Origin of the sequence: Sphingomonas sp. QA11, assembly GCF_028473665.1 — a bacterium.
Taxonomy (GTDB): Bacteria; Pseudomonadota; Alphaproteobacteria; order Sphingomonadales; family Sphingomonadaceae; genus Sphingomonas; species Sphingomonas phytovorans.
Genome location: NZ_CP098774.1, coordinates 1406856 through 1432357, shown reverse-complemented (window position 1 = coordinate 1432357; position 25502 = coordinate 1406856). Strand labels below are relative to the sequence as shown.

The 25502-nt window shown below is 63.8% G+C and carries 20 protein-coding genes; 12 read left to right on the top strand and 8 right to left on the bottom strand.

Features of this window, described 5'->3' with window-relative positions; genetic code table 11:
- The first annotated feature begins 32 nt into the window (after window positions 1-32).
- Genes NDN01_RS06530 through kynA form a run of 10 tightly spaced genes read left to right on the top strand, consistent with a single transcriptional unit; the run spans window position 33 to window position 9987 of the window.
- Entirely contained in the window at window positions 33-2315 is a 2283-nt protein-coding gene (locus tag NDN01_RS06530) for a bifunctional salicylyl-CoA 5-hydroxylase/oxidoreductase (RefSeq protein ID WP_272626560.1), read from the top strand.
- Entirely contained in the window at window positions 2312-3076 is a 765-nt protein-coding gene (locus NDN01_RS06525; RefSeq protein WP_272626559.1) for an SDR family NAD(P)-dependent oxidoreductase, read from the top strand. Before NDN01_RS06530 ends, NDN01_RS06525 begins: the two co-directional genes overlap by 4 nt.
- Window positions 3073-3570, top strand: coding sequence for a MarR family winged helix-turn-helix transcriptional regulator (locus NDN01_RS06520; protein WP_272626558.1), 498 nt, complete (start codon window positions 3073-3075; stop codon window positions 3568-3570). The genes NDN01_RS06525 and NDN01_RS06520 overlap by 4 nt, the downstream gene beginning before the upstream one ends.
- Window positions 3567-4376, top strand: a complete 810-nt coding sequence (locus tag NDN01_RS06515) for an enoyl-CoA hydratase family protein (protein WP_272626557.1) — start codon at window positions 3567-3569, stop codon at window positions 4374-4376. Before NDN01_RS06520 ends, NDN01_RS06515 begins: the two co-directional genes overlap by 4 nt.
- Entirely contained in the window at window positions 4377-5543 is a 1167-nt protein-coding gene (locus NDN01_RS06510; protein ID WP_272626556.1) for an acyl-CoA dehydrogenase family protein, read from the top strand.
- Window positions 5540-5953 (top strand): acyl-CoA thioesterase, encoded by a 414-nt coding sequence (locus NDN01_RS06505; protein ID WP_272626555.1) that lies wholly within the window; start codon window positions 5540-5542, stop codon window positions 5951-5953. The genes NDN01_RS06510 and NDN01_RS06505 overlap by 4 nt, the downstream gene beginning before the upstream one ends.
- Complete coding sequence (locus tag NDN01_RS06500) at window positions 5950-6354, top strand: RidA family protein (RefSeq protein ID WP_272626554.1); 405 nt, start codon at window positions 5950-5952, stop codon at window positions 6352-6354. The genes NDN01_RS06505 and NDN01_RS06500 overlap by 4 nt, the downstream gene beginning before the upstream one ends.
- Window positions 6351-7961 carry an AMP-binding protein gene (locus NDN01_RS06495; protein WP_272626553.1) on the top strand — a complete coding sequence of 537 codons (1611 nt, stop codon included), beginning with the start codon at window positions 6351-6353 and terminating at the stop codon, window positions 7959-7961. Before NDN01_RS06500 ends, NDN01_RS06495 begins: the two co-directional genes overlap by 4 nt.
- Window positions 7958-9151, top strand: a complete 1194-nt coding sequence (gene kynU, locus NDN01_RS06490; protein ID WP_272626552.1) for a kynureninase — start codon at window positions 7958-7960, stop codon at window positions 9149-9151. Before NDN01_RS06495 ends, kynU begins: the two co-directional genes overlap by 4 nt.
- 38 nt (window positions 9152-9189) lie before the next feature.
- Window positions 9190-9987, top strand: a complete 798-nt coding sequence (kynA, locus tag NDN01_RS06485; RefSeq protein WP_272626551.1) for a tryptophan 2,3-dioxygenase — start codon at window positions 9190-9192, stop codon at window positions 9985-9987.
- Window positions 9988-10057: 70 nt separating this feature from the next.
- Here kynA and NDN01_RS06480 read toward each other — a convergent pair whose 3' ends face one another.
- The 3 genes from NDN01_RS06480 to NDN01_RS06470 form a co-directional block, all read right to left on the bottom strand.
- On the bottom strand, window positions 10058-11653 hold the full coding sequence (locus tag NDN01_RS06480; protein ID WP_272626550.1) for an ArnT family glycosyltransferase: 1596 nt from the start codon (window positions 11651-11653) through the stop codon (window positions 10058-10060).
- 131 nt (window positions 11654-11784) lie between these two features.
- The gene (locus NDN01_RS06475; RefSeq protein WP_272626549.1) at window positions 11785-16284 is read right to left on the bottom strand and encodes a hypothetical protein; all 4500 of its coding nucleotides are present in this window, start codon (window positions 16282-16284) and stop codon (window positions 11785-11787) included.
- Between the two features lie 405 nt (window positions 16285-16689).
- Window positions 16690-17316, bottom strand: a complete 627-nt coding sequence (locus NDN01_RS06470; protein ID WP_272626548.1) for an LssY C-terminal domain-containing protein — start codon at window positions 17314-17316, stop codon at window positions 16690-16692.
- Between the two features lie 234 nt (window positions 17317-17550).
- On the opposite strand from NDN01_RS06470, the gene NDN01_RS06465 reads away from it, so the two are divergent.
- Complete coding sequence (locus NDN01_RS06465; RefSeq protein ID WP_272626547.1) at window positions 17551-17730, top strand: hypothetical protein; 180 nt, start codon at window positions 17551-17553, stop codon at window positions 17728-17730.
- 252 nt (window positions 17731-17982) lie between these two features.
- Here NDN01_RS06465 and NDN01_RS06460 read toward each other — a convergent pair whose 3' ends face one another.
- The gene (locus tag NDN01_RS06460; protein WP_272626546.1) at window positions 17983-18414 is read right to left on the bottom strand and encodes a helix-turn-helix transcriptional regulator; all 432 of its coding nucleotides are present in this window, start codon (window positions 18412-18414) and stop codon (window positions 17983-17985) included.
- Between the two features lie 50 nt (window positions 18415-18464).
- Here NDN01_RS06460 and NDN01_RS06455 point away from each other — a divergent pair, with 50 nt between their 5' ends.
- Window positions 18465-20651: a TonB-dependent receptor gene (locus NDN01_RS06455; protein ID WP_272626545.1), complete on the top strand. Its 2187-nt coding sequence runs from the start codon at window positions 18465-18467 to the stop codon at window positions 20649-20651.
- A 74-nt stretch (window positions 20652-20725) separates the two neighbouring features.
- Here NDN01_RS06455 and NDN01_RS06450 read toward each other — a convergent pair whose 3' ends face one another.
- Genes NDN01_RS06450 through NDN01_RS06435 form a run of 4 tightly spaced genes read right to left on the bottom strand, consistent with a single transcriptional unit; the run spans window position 20726 to window position 25306 of the window.
- Window positions 20726-21838, bottom strand: a complete 1113-nt coding sequence (locus NDN01_RS06450) for an ABC transporter permease (protein WP_272626544.1) — start codon at window positions 21836-21838, stop codon at window positions 20726-20728.
- Window positions 21835-23001 carry an ABC transporter permease gene (locus tag NDN01_RS06445; protein ID WP_272626543.1) on the bottom strand — a complete coding sequence of 389 codons (1167 nt, stop codon included), beginning with the start codon at window positions 22999-23001 and terminating at the stop codon, window positions 21835-21837. The genes NDN01_RS06450 and NDN01_RS06445 overlap by 4 nt, the downstream gene beginning before the upstream one ends.
- 5 nt (window positions 23002-23006) lie before the next feature.
- The gene (locus tag NDN01_RS06440; RefSeq protein WP_272626542.1) at window positions 23007-24026 is read right to left on the bottom strand and encodes an HlyD family secretion protein; all 1020 of its coding nucleotides are present in this window, start codon (window positions 24024-24026) and stop codon (window positions 23007-23009) included.
- Window positions 24023-25306: a TolC family protein gene (locus NDN01_RS06435; RefSeq protein ID WP_272626541.1), complete on the bottom strand. Its 1284-nt coding sequence runs from the start codon at window positions 25304-25306 to the stop codon at window positions 24023-24025. Before NDN01_RS06435 ends, NDN01_RS06440 begins: the two co-directional genes overlap by 4 nt.
- Window positions 25307-25502: the final 196 nt, after the last annotated feature.

Genomic DNA, 25502 nt, shown 5'->3' with positions numbered 1-25502 from the left:
CTTCAAGCTTGAAATAGTTTGGAGAGAGATCGATGCGCATCGCATGTGTCGGCGGCGGACCGGCGGGACTCTATTTCGCAATCTCGATGAAGCTCCGCGATCCGGCGCATGAGATAGACGTGTTCGAGCGCAATCGGGCCGGCGACACGTTCGGCTGGGGCGTCGTATTCTCGCATCAGACCGTCGAGAATCTCATGGCGAACGACGCGGTGAGCGGCCGTATCATCGCCAGCGAATTCGCTCATTGGGACGATATCGAGGTGTCGATCGGCGGCGAGTCGATCCGCTCGTCGGGCCACGGCTTCATCGGGATCGGCCGCAAGCGGCTGCTCCAGATCCTGCAGGATCGGGCGCGAGCACTCGGCGTCGTGCTCCATTTCGAACATGAATCGAGCGACGACCTCGCAGACTATGCCGGTTATGATCTGGTCATCGCCGCCGACGGCCTGAACAGCCGTTTCCGCAAGCGCTATGCCGAACATTTCCGGGTCGATATCGACGTCCGGCGCAACAAGTTCATCTGGCTTGGCACGCACAAGACCTTCGACGCCTTCACCTTCGCCTTCGAACAGACCAAGGCTGGCTGGGTCTGGGCTCATGCCTATCGCTTCTCTGACGATCTCTCGACCTTTATCGTCGAGTGCGCGCCCGATACCTGGGAAAAGCTCCGGTTCGGTGAGATGGAACAACCCGAGGCAATCGCGCTGTGCGAGAAGATCTTCGCCCGCCACCTCGATGGCCATGCGCTGATGACCAATGCCGCGCATCTGCGCGGATCGGCCGCCTGGATCAATTTCCCGCGCGTGCTGTGCGATGCCTGGGCGTACGACAAGCTGATCCTGATGGGCGACGCGGCGCACACCGCGCATTTTTCGATCGGATCGGGCACCAAGCTCGCGCTGGAGGACGCGATCAAGCTGGCCGAGGTGCTCAACCGGCCCGGCCTGTCGCGCGACCAGGGGCTCATCGAATATCAGGCGGAGCGCACCGTCGAGGTGCTCAAGCTACAGAATTCGGCCCGCAATTCGACTGAATGGTTCGAGACGCTCGACCGCTATTTCGGGTTCGAGCCCATCCAGTTCGCTTATTCGCTGCTGACCCGATCGCAGCGCGTCAGCCACGAGAATCTGCGGTTGCGCGACCGTGCCTGGCTGGAGAGCGTCGAGCGCTGGTTCGCGGGCGGCACGAATGACGCCCTGGCGCCGATGTTCGTGCCCTATCATCTGCGCGGGATGACGCTGGCCAACCGCGTGGTCGTCTCGCCAATGGCGACCTATTCGGCCGCTGACGGCACGCCGGGCGATTTCCATCTCGTCCACTACGGCTCTCGGGCGCAGGGCGGCGCTGGCCTCGTCTATACGGAGATGACCTGTGTTTCCGCCGATGGCCGGATCACGCCAGGCTGTCCCGGCATGTACGCGCCCGACCACGTCGCCGGCTGGCGCAGAATCGTCGACTTCGTCCACGCCAACAGCGCAGCGAAAATCTGCCTCCAGCTCGGCCATGCCGGTCCCAAGGGTTCGACCAGGGTCGGCTGGGAAGGCTATGATGTTCCGCTCGAGACGGGAAACTGGCCGCTGCTCTCAGCCTCCGGCGTGCCATGGAGCGCAGCAAACCAGGCGCCACGCGCGATGACCCGCGCCGATATGGATACCGTGCGCGACGCCTTTGTCGCGGCGACCCACATGGCCGTGGACGCCGGCTTCGACATGATCGAGCTCCACGCCGCGCATGGCTATCTGATCTCGAGTTTCATCACGCCGCTGATGAACAAGCGCTGCGATGAATATGGCGGGCCGCTCGAAAACCGGCTGCGCTTTCCGCTCGAGGTCTTCGCCGCGATGCGCGCCGCATGGCCGGCCGACCGCCCGATGTCAGTGCGCATCTCGGCCAATGACTGGGCGGGAGAGGACGGCGTGACGCCGGACGAAGCCGTCGAGATCGCGCGCGCCTTTGCGGCTGCCGGCGCGGACCTGATCGACGTGTCGGCCGGCCAGACCTGGGCGGATGCCAGGCCAGTCTATGGCCGCATGTTCCAGACGCCGTTCGCCGATCGGGTCCGCAACGAAGCGGGCGTCGCGACGATGGCGGTGGGCAACATCTTCGAGCCCGATCACGTCAATTCGATCCTGGCTGCGGGACGCGCCGATTTGGTCGCGCTTGCCCGGCCCCATTTGATCGATCCGATGTGGACGCTGCGCGCCGCCGCTGCCGCGGGCCATCGCGATATCTTCGTGCCCCCGCCTTATCTCGCCGGCCAGGCCCAGCTTGCGCGCAATCTCGCGCGTGCCGCGGAAATGGAGGCGCGCGCATGACTCAGCTGGCAGGGCTCCACGCCGTGGTCACCGGCGGCGGCACGGGGATCGGTGCCGAAATCGCCCGCGCACTGGCTGACCAGGGTGCCAATCTGAGCCTGATCGGGCGGCGCCGCGCCAAGCTCGAAGAGGTCGCTGGCCAAATCCCCAGCGCCTGCATCGCGCCCGCCGACGTATCGGTTCGCGCGGAGGTCGATCGCGCGTTCGAAACCGCACGCGCGGCGCACGGTCCGATCGCGATCCTCGTCAACAATGCCGGTATCGCCGCCAGCGCGCCTTTCGGTCGGGTCGCCGAAGACGATTGGCGACGGGTCATGGCGGTCAATCTCGATGCGCTGTTCCATTGCTGCCAGGCGGCCCTGCCCGATCTCAAGGCGGCAGTCGCGGGCAGGATCGTGACAATCGCCTCGACGGCCGGCCTGCGCGGATACGCCTATACCGCGCCTTATGTCGCAGCGAAGCACGGTGCCATCGGCCTGACCCGCGCGCTCGCACTCGAACTGGCGAAGACCAGGATCACGGTGAATGCCGTATGTCCCGGCTTCACTGACACGGCCATCGTCGCCGATGCCGTGGCGAAAATCGGGAGCACGACCGGCCGCAGCCCCGAAGAGGCGGTGACCGAACTGACGCGCTTCAATCCGCAGGCCCGGCTGATCCAGCCGCGCGAGGTCGCCGACACGGTATTGTGGCTGTGCCAGCCCGGCAGCGCCTCGATCACCGGCCAGGCTATTTCGGTGTCGGGCGGAGAGACCGCATGACGGCGAAACCCGCCATCATCGAAAAGCATGAAGGCGCGCTCGACGACCGCGCCAGCGTGCGCATCTGGCTGCGCCTGCTCAGCTGCACGATGACGATCGAGAAGCTGGTCCAGCGCAGGCTGGGTGCGGAGTTCGCCAGTACCCTGCCGCGGTTCGACGTGCTCGCGGCCCTCGACCGCAGCGTCGATGGCATGACGATGAGCGAGCTGTCGCGGGCCCTCCTCGTCGCCAATGGCAACGTCACCGCGATCGTCCAGTCGCTTCGCCGCGACGACCTAGTCGTCACTACCCCGCATCCCACCGACAAAAGATCGTCAGTGGTCAGCCTGAGCGATGCCGGGCGGGCGCATTTCAACGACATGGCCGCCGCCCATCATGGCTGGATCGACGATCTCTTCGCCAGCCTGACCTCTGACGAAGGCGACGCGCTCTATGCCGCGCTCGGCCATCTCAAATCCTCGCTCGGCGAGGCGACGCGAAAGGAACAGCCATGAACCCGGCCAGCTTCACCCCCACGCATTTCGGCTGGGAATTCGCCGACGGTGTCGCGACCGTCACGCTCAACCGGCCCGAGCGCAAGAACCCGCTGACGTTCGAGAGCTATGCCGAGCTGCGCGACACCTTTCGCGCGCTCGTCTATGCCGATGAGGTCAAGGTCGTGATCGTGACAGGCGCGGGCGACAATTTTTCATCGGGCGGCGACGTCCATGAGATCATCGGTCCACTGACCGGAATGGCGATGCCACAGTTGCTCGCCTTCACGCGTATGACGGGCGATCTGGTCAAGGCCATGCGCGGGTGCCCCCAACCCATCATCGCCGCTCTCGATGGGGTTTGCGTCGGTGCCGGTGCGATCATGGCGATGGCGTCCGACATGCGGCTGGCGACACCCGAGACCAAGACCGCCTTCCTCTTCACCCGCGTCGGCCTCGCCGGTTGCGACATGGGGGCCTGCGCCATCCTACCACGCATCATCGGGCAAGGCCGCGCATCCGAACTGCTGTTCACCGGCCGCGTCATGTCGGCGAGCGAAGGAGAGCGCTGGGGGTTCCACAACCGGCTGGTCGAACGCGCCGCGCTGATGAGCGAGGCACGGATACTGGCGGCGTCGCTGGCGAGCGGGCCGACCTTCGCCCACGGCATCACCAAGACCCAACTCGCCACCGAATGGGCGGTCAGCATCGACATAGCGATCGAGATGGAAGCTCAGGCGCAAGCGCTGTGCATGGCGACCCAGGATTTCCGGCGCGCGTTCGAGGCCTTTGCCGAGAAACGTTCGCCGGTATTCGAGGGTAATTGAATGGCCGACCGCGCTTTTCTGGACTGGCCGTTCTTCGAGCCGGCGCACCGCACGCTCGGCGAGGAGCTCGATGCCTGGTGCAGTGAAAACATCCAGGCGCACCATGGCGGCGACGTCGATGCTGAGTGCCGTGCGCTGGTGCGCAAGCTCGGCGATGGCGGCTGGCTGCGCTACTGCGTTCCTGCTGCTTATGGTGGCGCGCTGGAGGGGCTCGACGTGCGCTCGCTGGCGCTGATCCGCGAGACGCTCGCGCGCCATTCGGGGCTCGCCGATTTCGTCTTTGCGATGCAGGGGCTCGGCTCCGGCACCATCACCCTGTTCGGCACCGAGACACAGAAGCAGGCCTATCTGCCGGCTGTGTCGCGCGGCGAAAAGATCGCCGCCTTCGCGCTGACCGAACCGGCTTCCGGCTCCGACGTCGCGTCGATGGAGATGACGGCAGTCGAGGACGGCGATGGTTACACGCTCAATGGCGCCAAGACCTATATCTCCAACGGCGGCATCGCAGACTATTACGTCCTGTTCGCACGCACCGGCGAGGCGCCCGGCGCCAGGGGTGTCTCGACCTTCATCGTCGATGCCGGTGTCGCAGGCCTCGACGCGAGTGAGCGGATCGAGGTCATCGCACCGCACCCATTGGCAACCTTGCGCTTCTATGATGTCCGACTTGACGCCAATGCACTGCTTGGCGAACGCGGCCGCGGCTTCGCCCAGGCGATGGCGACGCTCGACATCTTCCGCACCACCGTCGGCGCCGCCGCGCTCGGCTTTGCGCGCCGCGCGCTCGACGAAGCTACCGAACGCGCGCTGACCCGCCGGCTCGGCGACGGCGTTCTCGCCGACAATGCCGTGACCCAGGCGTCACTCGCCGAGATGGTGCTCGACATCGATACCTCGGCGCTGCTCATCTATCGGGCCGGTTGGCTCCGCGACGTCAAGCAGGTCCGCAACACGCGCGAGGCAGCCCTTGCCAAGCTCCATGCGACCGACAGCGCGCAGCACGTGATCGACAAGGCGGTGCAGCTGTTCGGCGGCATGGGCGTGACGGTCGGGGTAGCGGTAGAGGCGCTCTATCGCGAGGTTCGCGCATTGCGCATCTATGAAGGCGCGTCCGAAGTCCAGCGCGTGGTTATCGCCCGCGAGCATCTCAAGGCGTTCCGGCCGTGAGTCATGCTTTCTCGGCACGGCACCGCCTTCGCTTCGCGCACTGCGACGCCGCCGGGATCGCTTATTATCCGCGGCTGCTCGAACTCGCCGATGCTGTCATCGAGGACTGGACCGAGCAGGTCATCGGCGTGCCGCGCCGTATCCTTCATCTCGAGCTGGGCCGCGGATTGCCCACGGTCGATATGCGGGTCCAGTTCGCCAGCCCCAGCCGGCTGGGCGACTGGCTCGATTTCGCGCTCACCGTCGAACGGATCGGCACCAGCTCGATCGATCTCGCGCTCGCCATGTCCTGTGCCGGCGAGCACCGGTTATCCACGCATTATACCCAGGTGCTGGTCGAGCTGGGCGCGATGCGCTCGCTGCCCTGGCCGGCCGACTGGCGTGCCCGTGTCGAGGAGACGATGCTGTGAGTGTCCATGATATCCTGCACCCCCCTGCCTGGGTTCGCCCCAGGGGATATGCCAACGGCATCGCCGCGACAGGCCGGATGGTTTTCACGGCCGGAGTGATCGGCTGGAATGCCGAAGAGGTCATCGAGGCGGAGGACTTTGTCGGCCAGTTCCGCCAGGTGATCGTCAACACGCTCGCCATCCTGGCCGAAGCCGGCGCGGGTCCCGAGCATATCGTCCGCATGACCTGGTACATTACGGACCGCGACGAATATCTCGCGGCGGGGCGCGAGATCGGTGCGGTCTATCGTGAGATGCTGGGACGAAATTTCCCGGCCATGGCCGTGGTCATCGTTGCCGGACTGATCGAACGAAGGGCGAAGCTCGAGATCGAAACCACCGCGGTGGTGCCCAAGCAATGATCACGGCGCATGTCGACACGTTCGTTCGTGACCGGCTGCCGCCATCGTCACTACAGCCGGAATTCCGGTTCGATCTGCCCGAGCTTCATTATCCCGATCACCTTAACGCGGCGGTCGCCCTGCTTGAAGGTCATGATCCCCACGCGGTGGCGATCATCAACGAAACGGGCAGCTGGACCTATGGCCAGTTGCGAGAGCGCTCGGATGCGATCGCCCGCATTCTGGTCGAACAAGAAGGTCTGGTACCGGGCAATCGCGTATTGTTGCGCGGGCCCAATACGGCGCTGATGTTCACCGCGTGGCTCGGCGTTCTCAAGGCTGGTGGCGTGGTCGTGGCGACGATGCCGATCCTGCGCGCAAGCGAGATCGTGACGATCCTCGATCGTGCGCAAATCACGCATGCGATCGTCGATCGTCGCGGCCTGAGCGATTTCCAGGCGGCGCAGGCAAATGCACCAACGCTCCGCTCCTGCCTGATCTATGATGGCGATGCCGGCACGGGCGACGTCGAAGCGCGGATGGCCACCGTCGTGCCCGGGTTCGAGCCGATCGCGACACACCGCGACGACCCCGCGCTCATCGCCTTTACCTCCGGCACGACGGGCAAGCCCAAGGGCTGTGTTCAGTTCCATCGCGACATTCTTGCGCCCGCGGATAGTTTTGCCCGGCACATCATCGCGCCCACCGCGCAGGATCGCTGGTTGTGCTCGGCGCCGATCGCCTTCACGTTCGGCCTCGGCATGCAGTTGATCTTCCCACTGCGCTTCGGCGGCGTCGCGGTCACGGCCGAACAATCCTCCCCGCAAGGCCTTTTGGAGACCATCGAGCGGTTTGGCGTCACGATCCTCGCCACGGCCCCGACTGCCTACAAGGCGATGCTGGGAATCATATCGCACATCCCGTCATCGCTGCGCCTCTGTGTTTCAGCCGGCGAGCACCTTCCCGAGGCGGTGTGGCATGCGTGGCGCGATGCGACTGGCCTGGAAATCGTCAACGGCCTCGGCGCGACGGAGATGATGCACATCTTTGTTTCGGCGGCCGGCACCGACAATCGCCCCGGTGCGACCGGCCGCGCGGTCCCCGGGTACGAGGTGACGATCCTCGATCAGGCAGGCCACACGATGCCAATAGGAACAGGACGACTTGCTGTGAAGGGCCCGACCGGTTGCCGCTATCTTAATGACCCACGCCAAGCTGACTATGTCATCGATGGCTGGAACGTCACCGGCGATACCTATCGTCGCGATGAGGACGGCTATTTTCATTTCGTAGCGCGCTCGGACGACATGATCGTCTCCAGCGGCTACAATATCGGCGCGCCCGAGGTGGAAAAGGCGCTGTATGGGCATCCGGCCGTGCTGGAGTGCGCGGTGATCGGCGTACCCTGCATAGAGCGCGGCATGAAGGTGAAAGCCTTCATCGTCGTGGCGGAGGGATGTACGGCTGACCCGAGCTTGGCGAAAGCGCTCCAGGATCATGTCAAGGCGGCGATCGCTCCTTATAAATATCCGCGCGAAATCGCTTTTCTCGATGCGCTGCCGAAGACCGCGACCGGCAAGATCCAGCGTTTTGCGCTGCGCCAGGCACCCGTGGAGACAAGACCTTGACTGACTTTGCAACGACCCGTGGCCTGTTCAAGCTTCCCGAGGGCATCATCTATCTCGACGGCAATTCGCTGGGCCCGCTGCCACGCGGCGTCGAACGCCGGTTGCTCGATACCGTGAATGCCGAATGGGGTGATCGGTTGATTCGCGCCTGGAATGAAGCCGACTGGATGACCATGCCGCGGCGGATCGGCGATCGGATCGGCCGCCTGATCGGCGCACCAACCGGTAGCGTCGTGATGGGAGATACGCTGTCGGTCAAAGTCTATCAGGCACTCGCTTCGGCGCTCGAGTTGAACCCGGAACGGCGGGTCGTCCTCACTGACAGCGGCAACTTCCCGTCCGATATCTACATGGCAGAGGGGCTGCTGGCCTCGCTCCAGCGCGATTATGAGCTGAGCATCGTTGCGCCCGAAGATGTCGGAGCGGCAATCGACGAGACGGTCGCCGTTCTTTTGCTGACCGAAGTCGATTATCGAACGGGCCGGCGACACGACATGCCCGCCCTCATCCACAAGGCGCACGCGGCGGGCGCGCTGGTGGTTTGGGATCTCGCACATTCCGCAGGCGCGCTGCCGGTCGATGTCACCGGTGCCGACACGGACTTTGCGATCGGCTGCACCTACAAATATCTGAACGGGGGCCCGGGCTCCCCCGCCTTCATCTATGTGGCGCCCCGGTTCGCCGACCAGGCGCGGCCGGCGCTGTCGGGCTGGATGGGGCATGAAGCCCCCTTCGCATTCGATCTGTCCTATCGTCCCGGCGCGGGCATCGAGCGCATGCGCGTCGGGACCCCGCCGATCCTGGCGCTCGCCGCGCTCGACGCCGCGCTCGATGTCTGGGAGGGCGTCGATATGGCGGCGATCCGCACGGCTTCGCTTGACCTGGCCGAACTGTTCATCGCCGAAGTCGAAAGCCGCTGTCCTGATCTTGTGCTCGCGTCGCCGCGCGACGGCACCCGGCGCGGCAGCCAGGTGTCGTTCCGTCACCCGGATGGATATGCGGTCATGCAGGCGCTCATCGCCCGCGGTGTGATCGGCGACTTTCGCGCTCCCGACATCCTGCGATTTGGCCTGACCCCACTCTACATCGACAAGCGCGATATCATCGGCGCTGTCGACGTCCTGGTCGACGTCATCGACCGCCGCCTGTGGGATTCGCCCGAATATACGACAAAAGGACTCGTCACATGAGCGGTTGCCCCTACAATCCGGCAGTCGAAGGAGCAGAGATGTCTTTTGACGGACGCATGTCCTACGGCGATTATCTCCGTCTCGACCTCATCTTCGACGCCCAGTCGCCCCTGTCTGATGCGCACGACGAACTGCTGTTCATTGTCCAGCACCAGACATCCGAACTGTGGATGAAACTGGCAATTCATGAGCTCCGCACAGCGATCGCGGCGATCCGCGATGATCATCTCCAACCCGCGTTCAAGATGCTCGCACGAGTCTCGCGCATCTTTGAGCAATTGAATAGCGCGTGGGACGTCCTGCGGACGATGACGCCAAGCGAGTATACGAGTTTCCGGGATTCACTCGGCCAGTCGTCCGGCTTCCAATCGCATCAATATCGCGCGATCGAGTTCCTGCTCGGCAACCGCAACCTGGCGATGCTCAAGCCACATGCCCATCGGGAAAACATCACCGCGCTCCTGGAGGCGATCCTTGCCACGCCGAGCCTGTACGATGAAACGCTTCGCTTGCTGGCACGGACTGGTTTCGACATTGGCTCGGATGCTGAACGGACCGACTGGCGCGGCTCACGGCAGGAGAATCCGCAGGTCCTTGCGGCCTGGGCGCGAATCTACCGCGCCCCGGCGGAACATTGGGCGCTTTACGAACTGGCCGAAAAGCTCATCGATCTCGAGGACTATTTCCGCCGATGGCGATTCAACCATGTCACCACCGTTGAACGCGTCATTGGTTTGAAGGCGGGGACTGGCGGGACGGGCGGTGTATCCTATCTCCGCCGCATGCTCGACACGGTATTGTTTCCCGAATTGTGGAAAGTCAGAACTGAGCTGTGAGAATGCGCATCTGGCTTTCCCAGGAATACCCGTGGGGAGCTTCCAAACCGATCTGACTGGTTCAGACTCTTTATCGCGTCCCGGCGGTCATCATCGAAAAATTATGCGAGCCGCTACCGGCAGCGAGCAGGTCTGGGCGTGCAAGCACCGGCGCGTCCCGCGCGGCGACGAGGGTAGCACCACGACCGGCGGCGAATGGGCGTGTGTTTCCATGAAACGCCGATCGACGAAGGGCTTGCTGGAGAACAGCGCTGTGCGGGTAAGCGAGCTTGCTCCGTTCGCCGACAAGAACGACACCGCGCACACCGAGCCGGTCCAGTATGGCGCTCGCTTCGCGCGGCGATCGTGCGGTCAGCGCGTACCCCCGCCCCATGAAGTCACTGGTAGACAGCCATTGCGAGGCGCGCGCAACCCAGATGCGGCGTCGGCCGCCATCGGCATAGGCAGCGGCGGCGATCACCGCGCCCTCACCGCCCGCGCGGCCGTCGACCAGCCAGACGCCCGGCCTATTGACCATTGCTTGCGCAATCGCCGGAGCCCCTAGATCAGGCTTGACGGTCGCATGCATCAAGGTCGTGATCGGCACAATGAAAGCGACGGCAACGCTTGCTGCCGCGGCAAGACGTCCCAGGCCATGAACGTTCCACAGCGCTCGGACACCCAGCGACGCCAGAAGGACGCACCATGGCAACAACGGCAGAATATAGCGATCTGCCAGCGCGACCGGGACGCCGGCCTGGAAGATCAGCGTCGCCAGGATCGTAGCAAGAGCGATTCTAACGACCGGCCCCGAACGGGGATCCCGCCAATCATGGATCGCCCCGAGCGACGCGAGGAGCAGCCCTACCCAGCCGATATTGTCTCTGACCGCCGTGCAATTGGTCGCAAGCGAGGCCCATGCATAGGCGAATCCCGGCTGGTAGTTGAAGCCGCCGGCCGAGATACGGAAGGAGATCAGATACCAAGGCAGGATCAGGAGAAAGGTGATCGCCCCAACGGTCCAGAGCCGCTTGTCCGCAAGCAGCCTCCATCGTCGCGACAGGCCGATCTCGATCGCGGGAATGAGCACGACCAGCGTGCCATTGCCCTTGACCAGGGTGGCGAAGACCGCGAGCGCGCCGAACAGCGCGTAGCGCCTCCAGGAGGGATGTTCAGCAGCGGCAAGCCAGGCGATCGCGGCAAAGCCGACGATAAGCGCCACTGGCTGGTCAAGCAGGAAATAGCGCGCGCTTTCCACCGTCAGCGGCAGTAACAGGACGACGAAAGCCGCGGCGATGGCGAGGCGCGGTGCGCCCGACCGGAACAGTCCCCAGCCAGTCAGAACGGCCGGCAGACCGGCAATGAACGCGCTTATCATTGCGGCGCCGAATGGTGAGGGCCGCATGATCGCGAATGACGGTGCGAGCAGCGCATACCAGCCCGGCGGCCAATGACCGATCGAAAGCTTGGGAAAGTGCGCGTAAAAGTCCCGCGCGAAGGTCATCGGCGCTGGCAAGCCGGCGCGCAGCCAATCGGCGATGAAGAGCGTGTTGACATAGTGCGCGGATTCATCGGGATCGAGGAAGCTGCGCGACAATCCGCCAGTCATTCCGGCAAGCGCCAGGGCGGTAAGCCCCAGTAGCAGCCCCAGTGCGAAAGTTCGCCGAACATGACCCCCGTAGAGCATAGGGCTGTCCTAGGAGCCGGCGCTTGAAAAATTCCTAATCGCAATATCTCCCGACAAGTGGCCATGCCTGATGGCACAGGGCCGATGCTCCTTGCGAAGCATCGGCCCTGCCGTTCCACATATGAGATATATTAGCTGATGGCGGGATTATTGATCGCGTTCAGATATTTGAACCAGTTCGATCCTGCATTGACACCGAGTGCTGCCTGCTCGCTCTTTTTTTGGTTACGCCACCCGGTAACCGTCGACTGGGCCGTATCGATATCCGACCCGGACAGGCCAAGTTGATATTTGAGTTGCGATGGCCCGGCAATCAACTGGTCGAGGCCCTGGCCGTCGCGATCGATCGTGGAGCCGCTCACGATGATCTTGTCCCATGTCGGCCCGTTCCCGTTCTGCATCGCAACCGCCGCGTAGTTTTGCGGCAGTGACGCGACCGTGCCGCTCGCAGCCGCGATCGCTGCCTGTGTCCAGATCACGAACTCATAGTCTGCGCCACCGCCTGGATTGGCGCGCGGTGCCTGATTGATTCGGCCGACGACCCGTTGCCTGTGCCTGGCGATCAGGAAGTCGAGCACGGCGCCCGCTTTCGTCGATGCCGCACGCACCGCGGCATTGAAGCCGAGCTTTTCCCCGATCGACAGGGCCGTCAGCCAATAACCGGCGAAGAAGTCATGCTGGCCGAAGCCCGGGCCAACAGGGAACATCACGCCGAAGCGGGACGCACCGGCATAAGCTACTTTGGCGGTGTCGGTCTGTCCGCCAGTATAGACATTGGTTGGCGGGTTATCGAAGCCCGGCGTCGAGGTCTTGTGATTGTCGCTGAACCATTCGAAGTCCTGCCTGACGAAGGCGATCACCTCAGCCCGGCTATAGAGACGGTCGGAGTTGGAGGAGGCCGTCTTCCAGGCGAGCGCCGCATGGAGAAACTGCCACGCCCCGTCCCGCTCGGCCCACCGCGTTGCCGACGGCTCGGCGATGATGATATTCCAGTAGAGCCGATCCTGATCCCACATCTTGTGGCCCAGAAAGGCAAACTCCGGCGATTGCCAAAGCATCGAACCCCAGTGCGGAAATTGGTGCGCGTGGGCCGCATCGATCTCGTTGGTGCCGAAATAGGGCTTGTCGGCCGCCGAGCCCTTTGATGGCACATAGGTTCGGAAGGGGTTCTGCGACGCGACCAATGTGTAGGTGGGACCGCCCTGGATGTAATAGGCGCGATCTGCCGGTGTCGAGGCTTCTCCGGGTCCATAATAGTGGTTGCGCAACGTAATGACCCGCGTCGCATTGGCACCCTTGAACAATGGCACGCAGCGTCCCGCCTCGAAGCAGTGATACGGATCGCTGACATAGCCAGTGATGAAATCGAGCGCGATTACTCCATAGGGTTTCGCATCATGCGGCCTGCTGGCCGTGATGTCATACATATATTGCGCAACCGGCTCGGCGATCGCCGCGCGATCGTCACGCACGCCGCCGGGCCCGGTGATCGGCGAACGTCCCATCTGATTGAACGGCGTATACCGCAGCCAGGTCGACGCGACCGCCGCGAGCGAATTCCCCGAATAGAGCGATGCGCGATAAGGGTCCTGCGTCACGTTGACCTGCGGAGTCAGCGTTGCGTAGTTGCTCGGCTCATATGACATGACGCGCGTGTTGCCGAAGCCGTTCAGCTGATCATTGCCAAGAATCCGCAAGTCACCGCCATTGTTCGAGTAGCCGGTGTGCATCGCGTAAGGAACGGTCAGATCGTATCTCGGCAGCTGTGCGGTAATGACCGCCTGGGTATAGGCAGTCGGGGTTCCGGACCGCCAGATCACACCCGAACGGACGGTGCCATGCGGGTACCATTTGTTGGTCGCGTTGGTGATTGCCGCACCGTTGCCGTCATAGCTTCCCGCGAAGATGCGCGGGATATCAGTGCCGTTCAGCGCGCCGCCATCGGGACGCTGGACCCGCGCGATGAGGTTGCCGGCGCTATCCTCGATCCGCCATTTGTGCGGAACCATGTAGCTTTCCTTGCCGGTCGGATCGCCAAAGGGATTGCTGGGCATGGTGGCAGGCGTCCAGTCGTACCCGAACTGGAACTGGACGTAGCTGCCCACGCGCACCGCTTCGCAATAATAAGCGATGTTGTTGATCACGGGCACCGGGCCCTGCGGCAGACATTCGGTCCATGGTGCCTGGAGGCTGTAGAGTTGCGCATCTTCAAACCGGCAATTCTGGCGCGCGGGCTTGGTCATGACGAGAATATTGGCGTGGCTGACCGCAGCACCCGTCGACCAATCCTCCAGCACCGCACGATAGGCGGATCCCGCGGCGACCACCAACGGCCCAACTACAACGTCTACGCCCTGCGCCGCTCCACCGCTCGGCTGGTACGTGACGGTTTTCGCAGCTTGGGGTGTCGAGACGCCCGTCGCGTCCACGTACAGATTCTGCACGCGCGTTGCCGAGGCAGCGCCCGAACCGACCGGGACATAGCCGTAGCTGGGCGTGAGGACATCCAATGTGAAGCCAAGATTCCTGATCTTGAGCGCCGTGCCCCCGGCGGTGTTCCCGGTCAGCGCGTTGCTCTCCATCGCCGCCGAGGCGGTAAGACGGGGCTTGATCGTGGTCGTTTGCGCCGGACCGACTTGCACGCCGGCCCGGAGAAAGACGATCGTCCCGCCCGCGCCGCTCGTATTGTCGGTATAGCGGACCGAGACATCCTCGGACTGCGTGTTCGAAAAGGCAGCGCTGCTCGTGAACTCCTGTATCGTGCCATTGCGTTCGATGCGAATGACGACGGTACCCGCGGTCGAGTTGCCGAACAGGGTCATACCTCCTTCGCCGTAAGAATAGACCGAAGCGACAACATAGCTGTTGGCCGGGATGATGCCGACGAACTTGAGGGTCATGCCCATCGGCGCCTGCGTCTTGCTGGCGTCGGGGCTGGTCGGAACATTCAATCCAAGCGCGGGACTGGCGAGATAGGTGCCTGCGGCCAGATTGAGGAAAGTCCCGTCGAAGCTCTTGCCGGACCCGATGATCGCGATTTGGGCATTGGTGGCCCCCCCGCCGGTCTGGGTCGGGGAGAACGGCCCCGTCGCGTTGCCGAGCGGATAGGCTGAACCCGTCACTGTCGTCACCGTCGTCGATGTCCGTTCGACGAGTGACAACCCTGCGGGGACGGTCAGCGTATAGCTGGCGACCAAGTTCGGCAGATAGATGTCGAGGGGGAAACGCGTGCCGGGATCGCCGTAGACGGTTATGCTTCCCGTCGGGGGCTGCGTCGTGCCGAAGTCGGTTGAGCTGTCGCCGATCGCCACGGTGAAGTCGGCGGTAGCGCCGGCACCGGCGCCGCCCGATTGTGCGCCAAAGCCCTCCAGAATCAATGGATAGAGAGACGTTGCGACATTTTCGAGCCGGATCCCCAGCCAGCGCGCAGGAGAAGCACCAGTCACCGCTCCGCTGATCTTCTTGTTGCTGAACGGTTCGGTCGCGCCGTCCGCGATGGTCAGCGTGTTGAGCGCGGTCACGGTAACGCCGTCAGTGCTGACAAGCGCCTTTGCGGTGATGCCCGTCCAGCGATCGCTGGTCTCACCGCCATAACCGACACTCATCAGGAAATCGCCAATCTGGCCGAGCGTGACGGCCGAGCCGACGTCCATGATCATATCAACCGTAACCGGCCCGGTTGCGCTGCCGGGATAGTTCGGAATCCAGTAATTATTGTCCTTTACCGCCCGGACACCGACCGAGCCGCCATCGCTCAGCGCCGGCGTCGAGCCGCCAGGCTGGAAGACCCGGGTCTTGACACCGACCACGGAACTTGCGGAGATTGACGCTCCCGAGCCCGAGCTTTCGACCGCGTGGACGCCAAAATAGACGGGGTTCGCCAGTAGCGGGATCGAACCGCTGCCGGTCTGCGCCTGCACCCCAAGCGCCTTGACGATAAACGGATATTTGATCGGCACGTTAAGCAGACGAATGCCGACCCACCGACCGCTTGTCGCGCCGCTTACGGTACCGTTCAGCTTCTTCTGACCAAATTGATCGGCGGCGTCAGGCGTGATCGTCAGGGCATCGAGCGTCGCGATCGTCACCCCGTCGGTGCTTGCCAGGGCGACTGCGGTTATACCGGTCCACTGGTCAGTGGTTTGGCCGCCATAATTAAGGCTCATGACCCAATCCACGACCTTGCCCAGGGTCATCGCCGTGCCGATGTCGAACAGCATGTCGACTGTCAGCGTCCCCGTTCCGCCGCTCGGAAAATTCGGGAACCACATATTGCCGTCCTTGATCGCCTGCACGAACGTGGCATCGCCGACCGTGAACGCAGGCGCCGTGGTGCCCGACGCAAACACGCGCGTCCTCAGCCCGACGACCGACGAGGCCTGAATCGTCGGCCCGTAACTTCCGGTCCCACCAGGGCGCGTCACAACCAGGCTTGCCGCTTCAGCAGACGTCAGGGTAGCGCCAACCGCAAGCGGCGCCGAAGCTGCAGTCTTGCGAACAGAGGCGATCTGCGCGGGAATTTGGGTGACAGTGAAGCCGACCGAGCCGGTAGCGCCCGATGTCGTCAACGCCAGGTCTTTCTGCGTCGATCCATCGGCGAAGACGAGCTGATTAGGTCCTAGAATCTGCATGATTGTAACTCCGATTTCCAGAAAAGGCCAACGCGCCAACTGGAACATATAGAGAACAAATCATTTCCAACATTGCAACCCGCATAAATTTCGAACCCGTAAAACAACGACTTCGGCTTTTCTTACGCGGAGAGTGGCCTCGATACTCGAAATCGTTCGCCTGGACCGCCAACCTCGAACGCGTCATTGCTGCTGAACGGCGCTGGCACACCGCGTTCCAGATTAATCTATAGTTTGAAATCAAACGCTTGATTCTCATTCGAGCGATGACGGGAGCCGTCCATTGTTGGCGACAAGCGGGAAGCAATCGCGCTGCCGAAGGCCGATTATCGCATCGTCAGAGTCGATCGGACCTAAACCCTTACCCTACCCGGGGGCAGCCTTTGCCGGTCACGCGCTCAGATGTCATATCTTGCAGGTTTGCCCGGCAGCGAAAACCTTGACGATCCCGTCAGTGCGATAGCGATTCCCACCGCCGTTGCGGTGCCACACGCCGCCCCGAACGCCCGATCCCATGGTGCCCAGAAACTTTCCGCCGTTGTTCAGGAGCAGGGCCCCGATCATGTCGCGTTCGCGATCAACATCAGGTCCGATGCGATGCGTAATCTGCAGCGTGAACAGGCTGAGGCCGACACCCCGGTCGAAGCTTGCCGCAGCCAGCCAGTCTTCGTCACCGATGCGCCACAGCCTGACATGGTGACGCTTGTCTGCGCTTTTGCCTTCCTCCCGCTCGAACGCAAGGTCTTCCTCCCGATCAGCGACGTAGAGCGGACTGACCGGCGCTTGCGGATAGGGTCGATGGAACGCGACGCTTTCCGCGATCTTCAAACCGGAACCCACCGTGACGTCATCCGCATTTGTCCAGCCTCCCTGAGAGAAAGCGCAGCTGATCTCGGATTTCGATCCCCTGATCCTCAGGTTTATGGGATCGCCCGGAATATCTTGTGAAGTGTAGGAAACCAGTTGGCGCCTGTCCGCCATCAGCTTGTGCTCATGGCGGCTCCACAACCGCGGTAATCCGGCATAGGCCATGATGAACCAGATGGCGGGAAGCAGGGTGACAGCCAGCACCGCCAGCAGAAACCAATGTCGCGGTTTGGGCGCCTTCATGAAGCAGCAGGTTGGCCAAGTGCCGCGAAGCACACAAGATCAATATCTTCCGCAACTGAGAAATAGATCGACGGGTGAGGGACGACGCTGGGAACGACCCTCGATACGCCGGGTTGATGACCCAGGCGGGCAACTCTGAGATTTGAGGAGAGTATCATGAGCGTCGAAGGCAAGATCAAGGAGGCCGCGGGTTTCGTGAAGGAGGAAGCCTTCGAGTACGGCAAATCACCGGAGAGCAAGAAGAAGGCCCAGGAGGGCCGAGACCTTCGTAACGAGGGCCGCATCGAGGATGGCAAGGCTTCCAAAACGACGAAACCCGGCACTGGCGCAAAGTAACAACGTTTTGCCATTTCGTGCTGGAGCGCCGCCCTGATCAGGCGCGCTCTTTGTATGTGACTATGCGGCCATACTGTCAAAAATCCGCCGATTTCTGCGGCTGTCGGACGTTTATCGGATTAGCACTGTTGGTAGAGCAGCGGTTTTGTGAACCGAAGGTCACGGGTTCGATTCCTATACCGGCACCATACCGACTTCCTCGGGATTCAGTCCTGCATCGCGATGCCATCCTCATGCACGATAGGAGGCGTATCAGGCCGCGGCGGCCGACGGCAAATAGCCGAGCGTACGACGAAACGCCGCGGCAAATTTGCCGGCGTTGCAATAACCAACATGGCTTGCCGCCTGCGTGATCGGCATCCCCGACGCAATGAGTTGCGCCGCACGTGTCATGCGCAGACCGGTCAGCCACGCATAGGGCGCGAGCCCGGTCCGTGCGCGTAACGCTCTGGTGAACCCGCTGGGATCCATGCCGGCGACAGCCGCCAGGTCTACGACCGACAGCTTGTCGCCGAGCCGGGCATCGACATAGGCAAGGACACGGTTAAGCCGAGCATGCGACAGGCGATGCACATCCCCATCCGCCGCCGCATAGGCCTCGATCCCGGCGCGATCGGCCGCGATCCTGCCCTTAAATCCCGGATCGGAGCAATTTATCCCGGATCGGAGCGGTGAATCAATCATGAGACATTATACCATAAGAATCATTCTCAACAATCGCCGTCCGGGGAACCATGCAACGCCAACGTCTTTATTCGAGTTCCGCCCTTCTCATCGCTTGCACGCTCGCTCGCCCTGCTTTCGCCCAGAATGTCAGCACGCCCGCCGTCAGTCCTCCCGGCGACATCATCGTCACCGGCACGCGCCGTGACACCCGGCTTCAGGATGCCGACATGTCGGTGACGGTGCTCGACCGAAAGGCACTGGACGAGGCGCGCATCCGCGACGTGCGACAACTCGACGCCGTGGTGCCCAATGTGCAGTTCAATGAAAGCGGGCAGCTTGGCAGCACCTTCATCTCGATCCGCGGCATCGAATCCAATCCGTTCATCGTCAATCGCGCGGCGGTCTATATCGACGGCATCCCGTTCCGCGAACTGTCGAACGCGGTGCTCAACCAGGTGGAATCAGTAGAGGTGCTGCGCGGCCCGCAGGCGACGCTGTACGGCGCCAACAGTGAATCCGGCCTGATCGTCATCAACACCCGCGCGCCTACCGACCATCTGGTGGCGGAAGCACGTGCGACCGGCATCGCCTTCGGGAATGGCATGGGCGGCACAGTGGACGGGTTCGTGGGGGGACCGCTGGCCGGCGACCAGCTGGCCGGCTCCATCGCCTTCAAGGCGGGACAGGCCGACAGCTTCCTGCGCAATCTTCAGCCCGGCCAACCCCGGGGCAGCCTGCGCGAGCTGTTCCTGCAGGGCCGGCTGCGCTGGCGGCCGACCGACCGGCTGACCGTCAATGGCACCGCCTATATCCTGTCCAAGCTCGCGCCCGGCATCTTTGATCAGGAATATGTGCCGCTCGATGTCGATCTCTACAATCGCACCTATGGCGATGCGTATAATGGCGGACGGCGGATCGGCCGGTACAGCTATATCAACGACGCGCCCAAACGCACCGCGCAGCGCGAAATCGTGAGCGGGCTCAGCGCCAGCTACGATACCGGTTATGGCAAGATCGACGTGGCGCTGTCCTACCGCCAATATCGCAGCAATGCGAAGGGCCTCGATTTCGACTTCACCGCCCTGCCCACCGCCGCCGGCCAGGACTACAAGAACCGGAATTTCTGGAATGCAGAGGTGCGCTTCGCATCACCGGCCGGCAAGCCATTCAACTATATCATCGGCATCACTCACTATCGGGAGGATTCCGACCGTTTCCAGACCACGTTCGTCGGGCCGGGCACGATCGATTCCTACAAGCCCGCGCCCTTCCAGTTCGCCCATTCGCGCGACTGGGGCGTGTTCGCCTCGGCCAACTGGTCGCCGGTCTTCCTGCCCAAGCTGACCCTGGGCACCGGCATCCGCTACGATTCCGCGCATCGGGCAGCACAGCAGAATGCCGGGCAGATCGATCTCGGCGGCGGCAACCTGTTCCTCTATCGCAACGCCTCGCTTGCCGGGAATTTCCACGCGGTGCTGCCGCGCTTCTCGATCCGCTACAAGGCGTCGCCCCAGCTCAGTCTCTACGTCAGCAGCGCGAAAGGCTATATTCCAGGCGGCTTCAACCTGACCGCGGCTCAGGCCAGCCTGCCCGACGACGTGCTGCGATTCCGGTCGGAGACGATGTGGAGCCACGAAGGCGGCTTCAAATGGCGCTCCGCCGATGGCCGCATAAGGCTGGCCGGTGCGGCCTTCCTCATCCGTGCCAGCAACTGGCAGGAAATCCAGGTCGCGACCGATCCGTCCGGGCGGATCATCTCGTCCGACTATATCGGCTCGAACGCGTCGATCGAGAGCAAGGGCTTCGAGCTCGAGGCCTCCGCCGAGCCGGTGCGCGGCCTGACGCTGACCGCCAATATGGGCTATACCGATGCGCGCTATCGTAATCTCCAGGTGGATGCGACGACCAACGTCCGCGGACGGCGGGTCAAGCTGGTGCCAGCCTATGACGGCTATCTCGCCGCGCGCTACCAGACCCGGAACGGCCTCTTCGCGCGCGCCGAACTGTCACTGACCGGCAAGGAGTCGCTCGAGAGCCTGGGCCAGGCGGTGCAGCCGGCAACGCAGACGATCGGCCTGCAAGCCGGTTACGAGAAGGATCATTGGTCGGCGCGCCTCTTCGTCGACAATCTCACTGATGTCCGCCGCGCCACCGGCCTCGCCTTCCGTAACCTCGCCTTCGGCAACGATGGCAACTGGTACGCGCCGGTCGGACGATCCCGGCAGGTCGGCATCGAGCTGGGATGGAAGCTTTGAGCGGCAGGGAAAGCAATATCGCCAGGGCAGTATTACACCCGGTGGGAGACGCTCCCGTTATCAAACTCACGGCCTCAAAGCTGCGGCGCTGCCGTCCTTCGGTACCGTAGAACAGAGATGCCGCCGTAGAGAAGTATCAGCAGTGCGAGATTGACCAACTCGCCACGCTGCTCGTCCAGCGTGGCACCCATCTGGTTGATGCCGACCATCAGACGAATGCCCGGTGTCGTCGGCAGCAGGCGAGCAACGAGCGTCAGCCACTGCGGTGTCGCTTCCATCGGCCATGACAGGCCGGAGAGGAAGAAGATCGGGACGGACGTGACGATCCAGAGCTGGATCGGCCTCTCGCGCGTGCGGAAAAAGCTGCCGAGCGCCAATGCCCCCGCCACGGTTGCCGCCACGAACAGTGTGGCGGAGACGATCAGTGCGCTTGGATCAGCCTGCGCGCGCGGATAGTCCTGGAACCAGAAGACGAAGCCAGTGAACCACGCGATGTTCGCGCAGCCGATGACGAAGAAGGCAAGTGCGATGCCGAACAGGCTGCGCGGATCGAGACTGGGCGTGCCTTGCTGCTCGCGCATCGTTGCGGCGAGCATGGCGAGGCCGATGAGCAAGGTTTGCTGGATGATCAGAAAAGCGACGCCGGGGAAGATCGTGCTGCCATAGCCTTCCCGGGTGTTGAACAGCGGACGCTGGATCATCGCAAGCGGGGCCGGCGCGGGCGGCCCCTGCGCCATGGCCTGATCGACAGCCGCCTCGCGTCCCACCACGCCGAGGGCCGCTCCGACGCCGGCCAGCGCAGTCGAGGTGCGCAGGAGATAGGCGCCGTTGCCATAGAGAGCGACTACGCCCTGACCTCCCGAAAGGATGCGCCGCTCGAACCCCTCCGGGATCACCACGATGGCGCTGACCTGTCGCTCCCGGAGCTGCCGCAGCGCCGCGGCAGGCGAAGGAGGGCGCGAGACAATTTCCGCCTGTTGCACCGCGCCGAGGCGATTCTCCAGCGAGCGGCTGGTGCCGCTATGGTCCATGTCGACCACCGCCACCGGCATCCTGACCGGCACCTCGCCGGAATAGGCCGACGGATAGAAGAAGGCATAGAGGATGCACGATCCGATCAACAGCATGAGCGCGGATTGATCGGCGAAGATCGCACGGAACGTGGCGAGGAAGGCGCGGGCGATCATCGCCGGCCCCATGTTTCCGGCCGTCGCGTAGCCGCCAGATACCGCGGCAGACCCACGCCGCCGCCGACCAGCAGGAAGGCGAGCATCGCCAACACCTGCCACAGCGACTGGCCGACTGGCGCGCCCATGATCCATTGTTCGGCCAGCAGCTTGGCGAAGGCCGAATAGGGCAGCAGCGCGCTCCACAATCGCGCGAAGGCGGACGCTGATTCGACCGGGAAGATCGCGCCGGCGAAAGCGAAGGAGGCACCGGCGTAAAGTCCCGCGACCGAAAGCGCCTTGCTCATCGTCAGCGTCAGCCCGACGATCAGCAGGGTCACGCCGATATAGGCCAGGTACATCGCGACATAACCGGTGAGCAGCATCGCCACGCTCCCCGCGACCGGCCAGCCGCGCAGCACGGCGAGATAGCCGATCGCCAGCAGCCCCCAACCCGTGAAGATCGCGATATAGGGCACAAGTTTTCCCGCGACCGCGGCAGTCGCCCGTACCGGCGTATCGCCGCCGATCCATGCGCCGATCGTGCCGTCCCGCAGTTCGCGGCCCAGCGCGCTGGCCACCGCGACCATGAAGATCAGATGGAGCAACGCGGGATGGATCAACGCAACAAGTTGCAGTTCGTAGCTGCCCTGCGGGTTGAACAGCACGGCGCTTTGCGCGGCGACCGGCGGGCGGCGTACCTTGCCCGGGCCGACGGTCGCGGCGGTCTGTGTGGCGGCGAGCGTCGCGGCATAGCCCTGCACGACATTGCCCACCTCGCGCAGCGCCGCGCCCGAGGGGGTGGAGTAGCTGGCATTGTAGAAGGTGGTGACGCTGCCGGCCGTACCGCGCAGCACCGCCCGTTCGGTATTCGCCGGGATCAGCACCACGGCATAAGCGCGGTTCGATCGCACCAATGCCTCGGCCGCACGCATGTCCGCCGGCCGCGCCGCCACGCGAAGGCCTGGCGCGGCGTCCAGCCGCCGCGTCAACTCGCGCGAGACGGCGGTGCCATCCTCATCGACCACCGCGATCGGCAGGCCGCGCATCACCCCTGAAGAAAGCTGGACCGCCACCACCGCCATCAGCAGCAGCGGCACCCATGTCACCAGCGCCAGATCCCAGAAATGAGTAGCGAGAAAACGCAGTTCCCGGCTTAATGAGCTGCCGAAGGCCCCTGCCACGCCGATTATACCGGCCAGTCGAACAGCACGGTCATGCCAGGCCGCAGCCCCTCGACCGGCACGACCGGCACGACGCGCACCTCGAAGCTCTTGATGTCGAACCCGCTCGATTGCCGAGTCGCGCGCCATGTCGCGAAATCGCCGGCCGGCGCTGTGTAGACCACGCGGAAGCGTCCGCGCCGGTTGCCGAGCGCGGGGATTGCGCCATCGATCTCCTTGCCGCGAACGAGACCGTGGAGCTGGTCCTCGCGCACGTTGAGCGTCACCCACGGATGCGCGGTATCGGTGAGGACGAACACCGGGAAGCCCTGTGGCACCAGTTCGCCGGACTGGGCGAGTCTCTTGCCCACTTCGCCGTCCGCCGGAGCGAGGACGCGCGTCTCGTCAGCGGCGGCCTTCACCTCAGCAACGGCGCCGCGCGCCTGCTGTACCTGCCCGCTCGCCGCCGCCTTGTCCTGCCGTCGCGCGCCGGCCAGCGCGAGATCATATTGCGCGCGCGCCGCCTTCGCCTGCTCAACGGAAGCGACAGCGTTGGTGCGGGCTTCGTCGGCCTTCTGCCCGGCGATGACCCCTTGCTGGTAGAGCCGCTGGGTGCGTACCGATGTAGTCTGCGCCAGATCGGCGGCGGCTTGCGCACGGCGCCATTGCGCCTCCGCCGCGCGGATATCTTCAGGCCGCGCGCCCTCGTCCGCCTTGCTCTCCACCGCCTGCGCCGCGGCCAGCACACCACCCGCCTGTTCCGACTTGGCCACAACCTCCGGACTGTCGAGCGTGTAAAGCAATTGTCCTGCGTTCACCGCCTGCCCTTCCTCGACATGGAAGGCTGCGATGCGACCCGTCACCTTGCTGGTGATGCGCAACTCGCGGGCGTCAACCATGCCCTGGATCTGGTCGGGCGCGGGGCGATAGGCGAGCCACAGGCCGAGCGCGAGCAACGCCGCGACGACCAGCGCAGCGATCAGCGCGATCGGGCGCCGCCGCCTGGCGAGGCCGGGGGTTTCGTCATCGATCGCGGTATCAGTCATGGGATCACCTTGTCCGCGCGGGCGAGATAATCGGGCATCCGGGACATCTGGCCGCTCATGCTGAGCAGTTGCGCGAGCGCCTGGACATAATCATTGGCCGCCTGCGCGCGCTGTATGCGGGCGCGGCCGAAGCCCAGTTGCGCGTCGACCACGTCGAGCGAGGTGGCCTGCTGCTCGCGATAGGAAAGCGTCTGGAGCCGCAGATTCTCCTCCGCCGAGACAAGCGCGCTGTCGAGCAGGAGAAAGCGCCTGCGCGCCGCCTCCGTCTCCCCCCATGCCTTGGTCACGCCAATCTCGAGCTGAGTGCGTGCCTCGCGCAGCCCGGCCTCCGCCTGCGCCACCGTCTCGCGGGCTGCGTCAACCTGTTGCCGCCGGCCAGCGCCGGACATCAGCTTGTATTTGAGGCCGATGCCGGCCGACCAGTCGGGATCGGTCAGCAGCGAGTTGCGCCGGTCGAAATTATACTGGCCGAAGCCATAGATCGTGGGTCGCAGCTTCGATTGCTGGATCGTCACCCCGGCCTGCGCCTGATCCTCCAGCGCCTTCAACCGCGCGAGCTGCGGATGAGCGTCGAGCGCCGCCGCCTTGAATGTGTCGAGCGGTTCCAGCGGGCGCGAGTTGACGCCGAGCGGGCTGACCGGATGCACGCCGGCCGGCACGCGCAGCATTCCGGCCAGCGCCGCATTGGCGGTGCCGAGGTCTGAGATCGCCTTCTCATATTCACGCGCCGCATCGTCTCGCGCCACCTCAGCCTGAAGGCGCTGCGCCCGGCTGATGAAGCGCGCCTGCTCCAGCTTCGTCGCGTCGGCGACGTGGCGGTTGAGCCCGTCGAGCACGTCGCGGCGGACGCCCAACGCGCGCTCCGCCAGTTGCTGGCCGTAATAGGCCTGCACGAGCTGGACGACCGCATTGTCCACCGCGATATCCCGATCCGCCCTAGCCTGCGCGACCTGAGCACGCGCGCCGGCCTGAGTCCCGGAAATCTGTCCGCCAGCATAGAGCGGCAAGGTGGCGGTGACGATCGGCCGCGTCGATGTCCGCTCCTGCTGGAACTTCAGCGGATCGCGGATCCCGAAGGATTCAGCGACCGGCGCCAATGACCCCAGGGGGAGATAAAGGGTCTTCTGATACTCAAGCAGTTGCGCCTCGACATCCACATCGGGCCGACCGAGCGTGCGCGTTGCGCCTTCCTGCGCTTCTTTACCACGCAGATTTGCAGCGGAGGCCTCGATCGCATCGGAGCGCTGGAGGAGCCTGTCCTGCGCGGACCGATAGTCCAATGCCAGCGGTTCCGGAACTTGCGCGAAGACCGGCGATGCGCAGAAAAGTGTGTAAAACGATAACGCCCAAACGCGCATCGACCAAACCCCGCGAACGCCAAGCTCGAACTGATGACGATCATTCGGTTTTTGTAAAGAGCGATTTCTTGGTGATCGGCGCGCGCGGTGGATCGGGCATATCTCATCCATTTCCAGC

Excerpts from the sequence above, each read along its gene's own strand:
- NDN01_RS06440 (WP_272626542.1), bottom strand. The coding sequence starts at position 24,026 with ATGACTGATACCGCGATCGATGACGAAACCCCCGGCCTCGCCAGGCGG.
- NDN01_RS06480 (WP_272626550.1), bottom strand. The coding sequence starts at position 11,653 with ATGCTCTACGGGGGTCATGTTCGGCGAACTTTCGCACTGGGGCTGCTA.
- NDN01_RS06520 (WP_272626558.1), top strand. The coding sequence starts at position 3,073 with ATGACGGCGAAACCCGCCATCATCGAAAAGCATGAAGGCGCGCTCGAC.
- NDN01_RS06530 (WP_272626560.1), top strand. The coding sequence starts at position 33 with ATGCGCATCGCATGTGTCGGCGGCGGACCGGCGGGACTCTATTTCGCA.
- NDN01_RS06465 (WP_272626547.1), top strand. The coding sequence starts at position 17,551 with ATGAGCGTCGAAGGCAAGATCAAGGAGGCCGCGGGTTTCGTGAAGGAG.
- NDN01_RS06515 (WP_272626557.1), top strand. The coding sequence starts at position 3,567 with ATGAACCCGGCCAGCTTCACCCCCACGCATTTCGGCTGGGAATTCGCC.
- NDN01_RS06460 (WP_272626546.1), bottom strand. The coding sequence starts at position 18,414 with ATGATTGATTCACCGCTCCGATCCGGGATAAATTGCTCCGATCCGGGA.
- NDN01_RS06475 (WP_272626549.1), bottom strand. The coding sequence starts at position 16,284 with ATGCAGATTCTAGGACCTAATCAGCTCGTCTTCGCCGATGGATCGACG.
- NDN01_RS06450 (WP_272626544.1), bottom strand. The coding sequence starts at position 21,838 with ATGATCGCCCGCGCCTTCCTCGCCACGTTCCGTGCGATCTTCGCCGAT.
- kynA (WP_272626551.1), top strand. The coding sequence starts at position 9,190 with ATGTCTTTTGACGGACGCATGTCCTACGGCGATTATCTCCGTCTCGAC.
- NDN01_RS06525 (WP_272626559.1), top strand. The coding sequence starts at position 2,312 with ATGACTCAGCTGGCAGGGCTCCACGCCGTGGTCACCGGCGGCGGCACG.
- NDN01_RS06455 (WP_272626545.1), top strand. The coding sequence starts at position 18,465 with ATGCAACGCCAACGTCTTTATTCGAGTTCCGCCCTTCTCATCGCTTGC.
- NDN01_RS06470 (WP_272626548.1), bottom strand. The coding sequence starts at position 17,316 with ATGGCCTATGCCGGATTACCGCGGTTGTGGAGCCGCCATGAGCACAAG.
- NDN01_RS06495 (WP_272626553.1), top strand. The coding sequence starts at position 6,351 with ATGATCACGGCGCATGTCGACACGTTCGTTCGTGACCGGCTGCCGCCA.
- NDN01_RS06510 (WP_272626556.1), top strand. The coding sequence starts at position 4,377 with ATGGCCGACCGCGCTTTTCTGGACTGGCCGTTCTTCGAGCCGGCGCAC.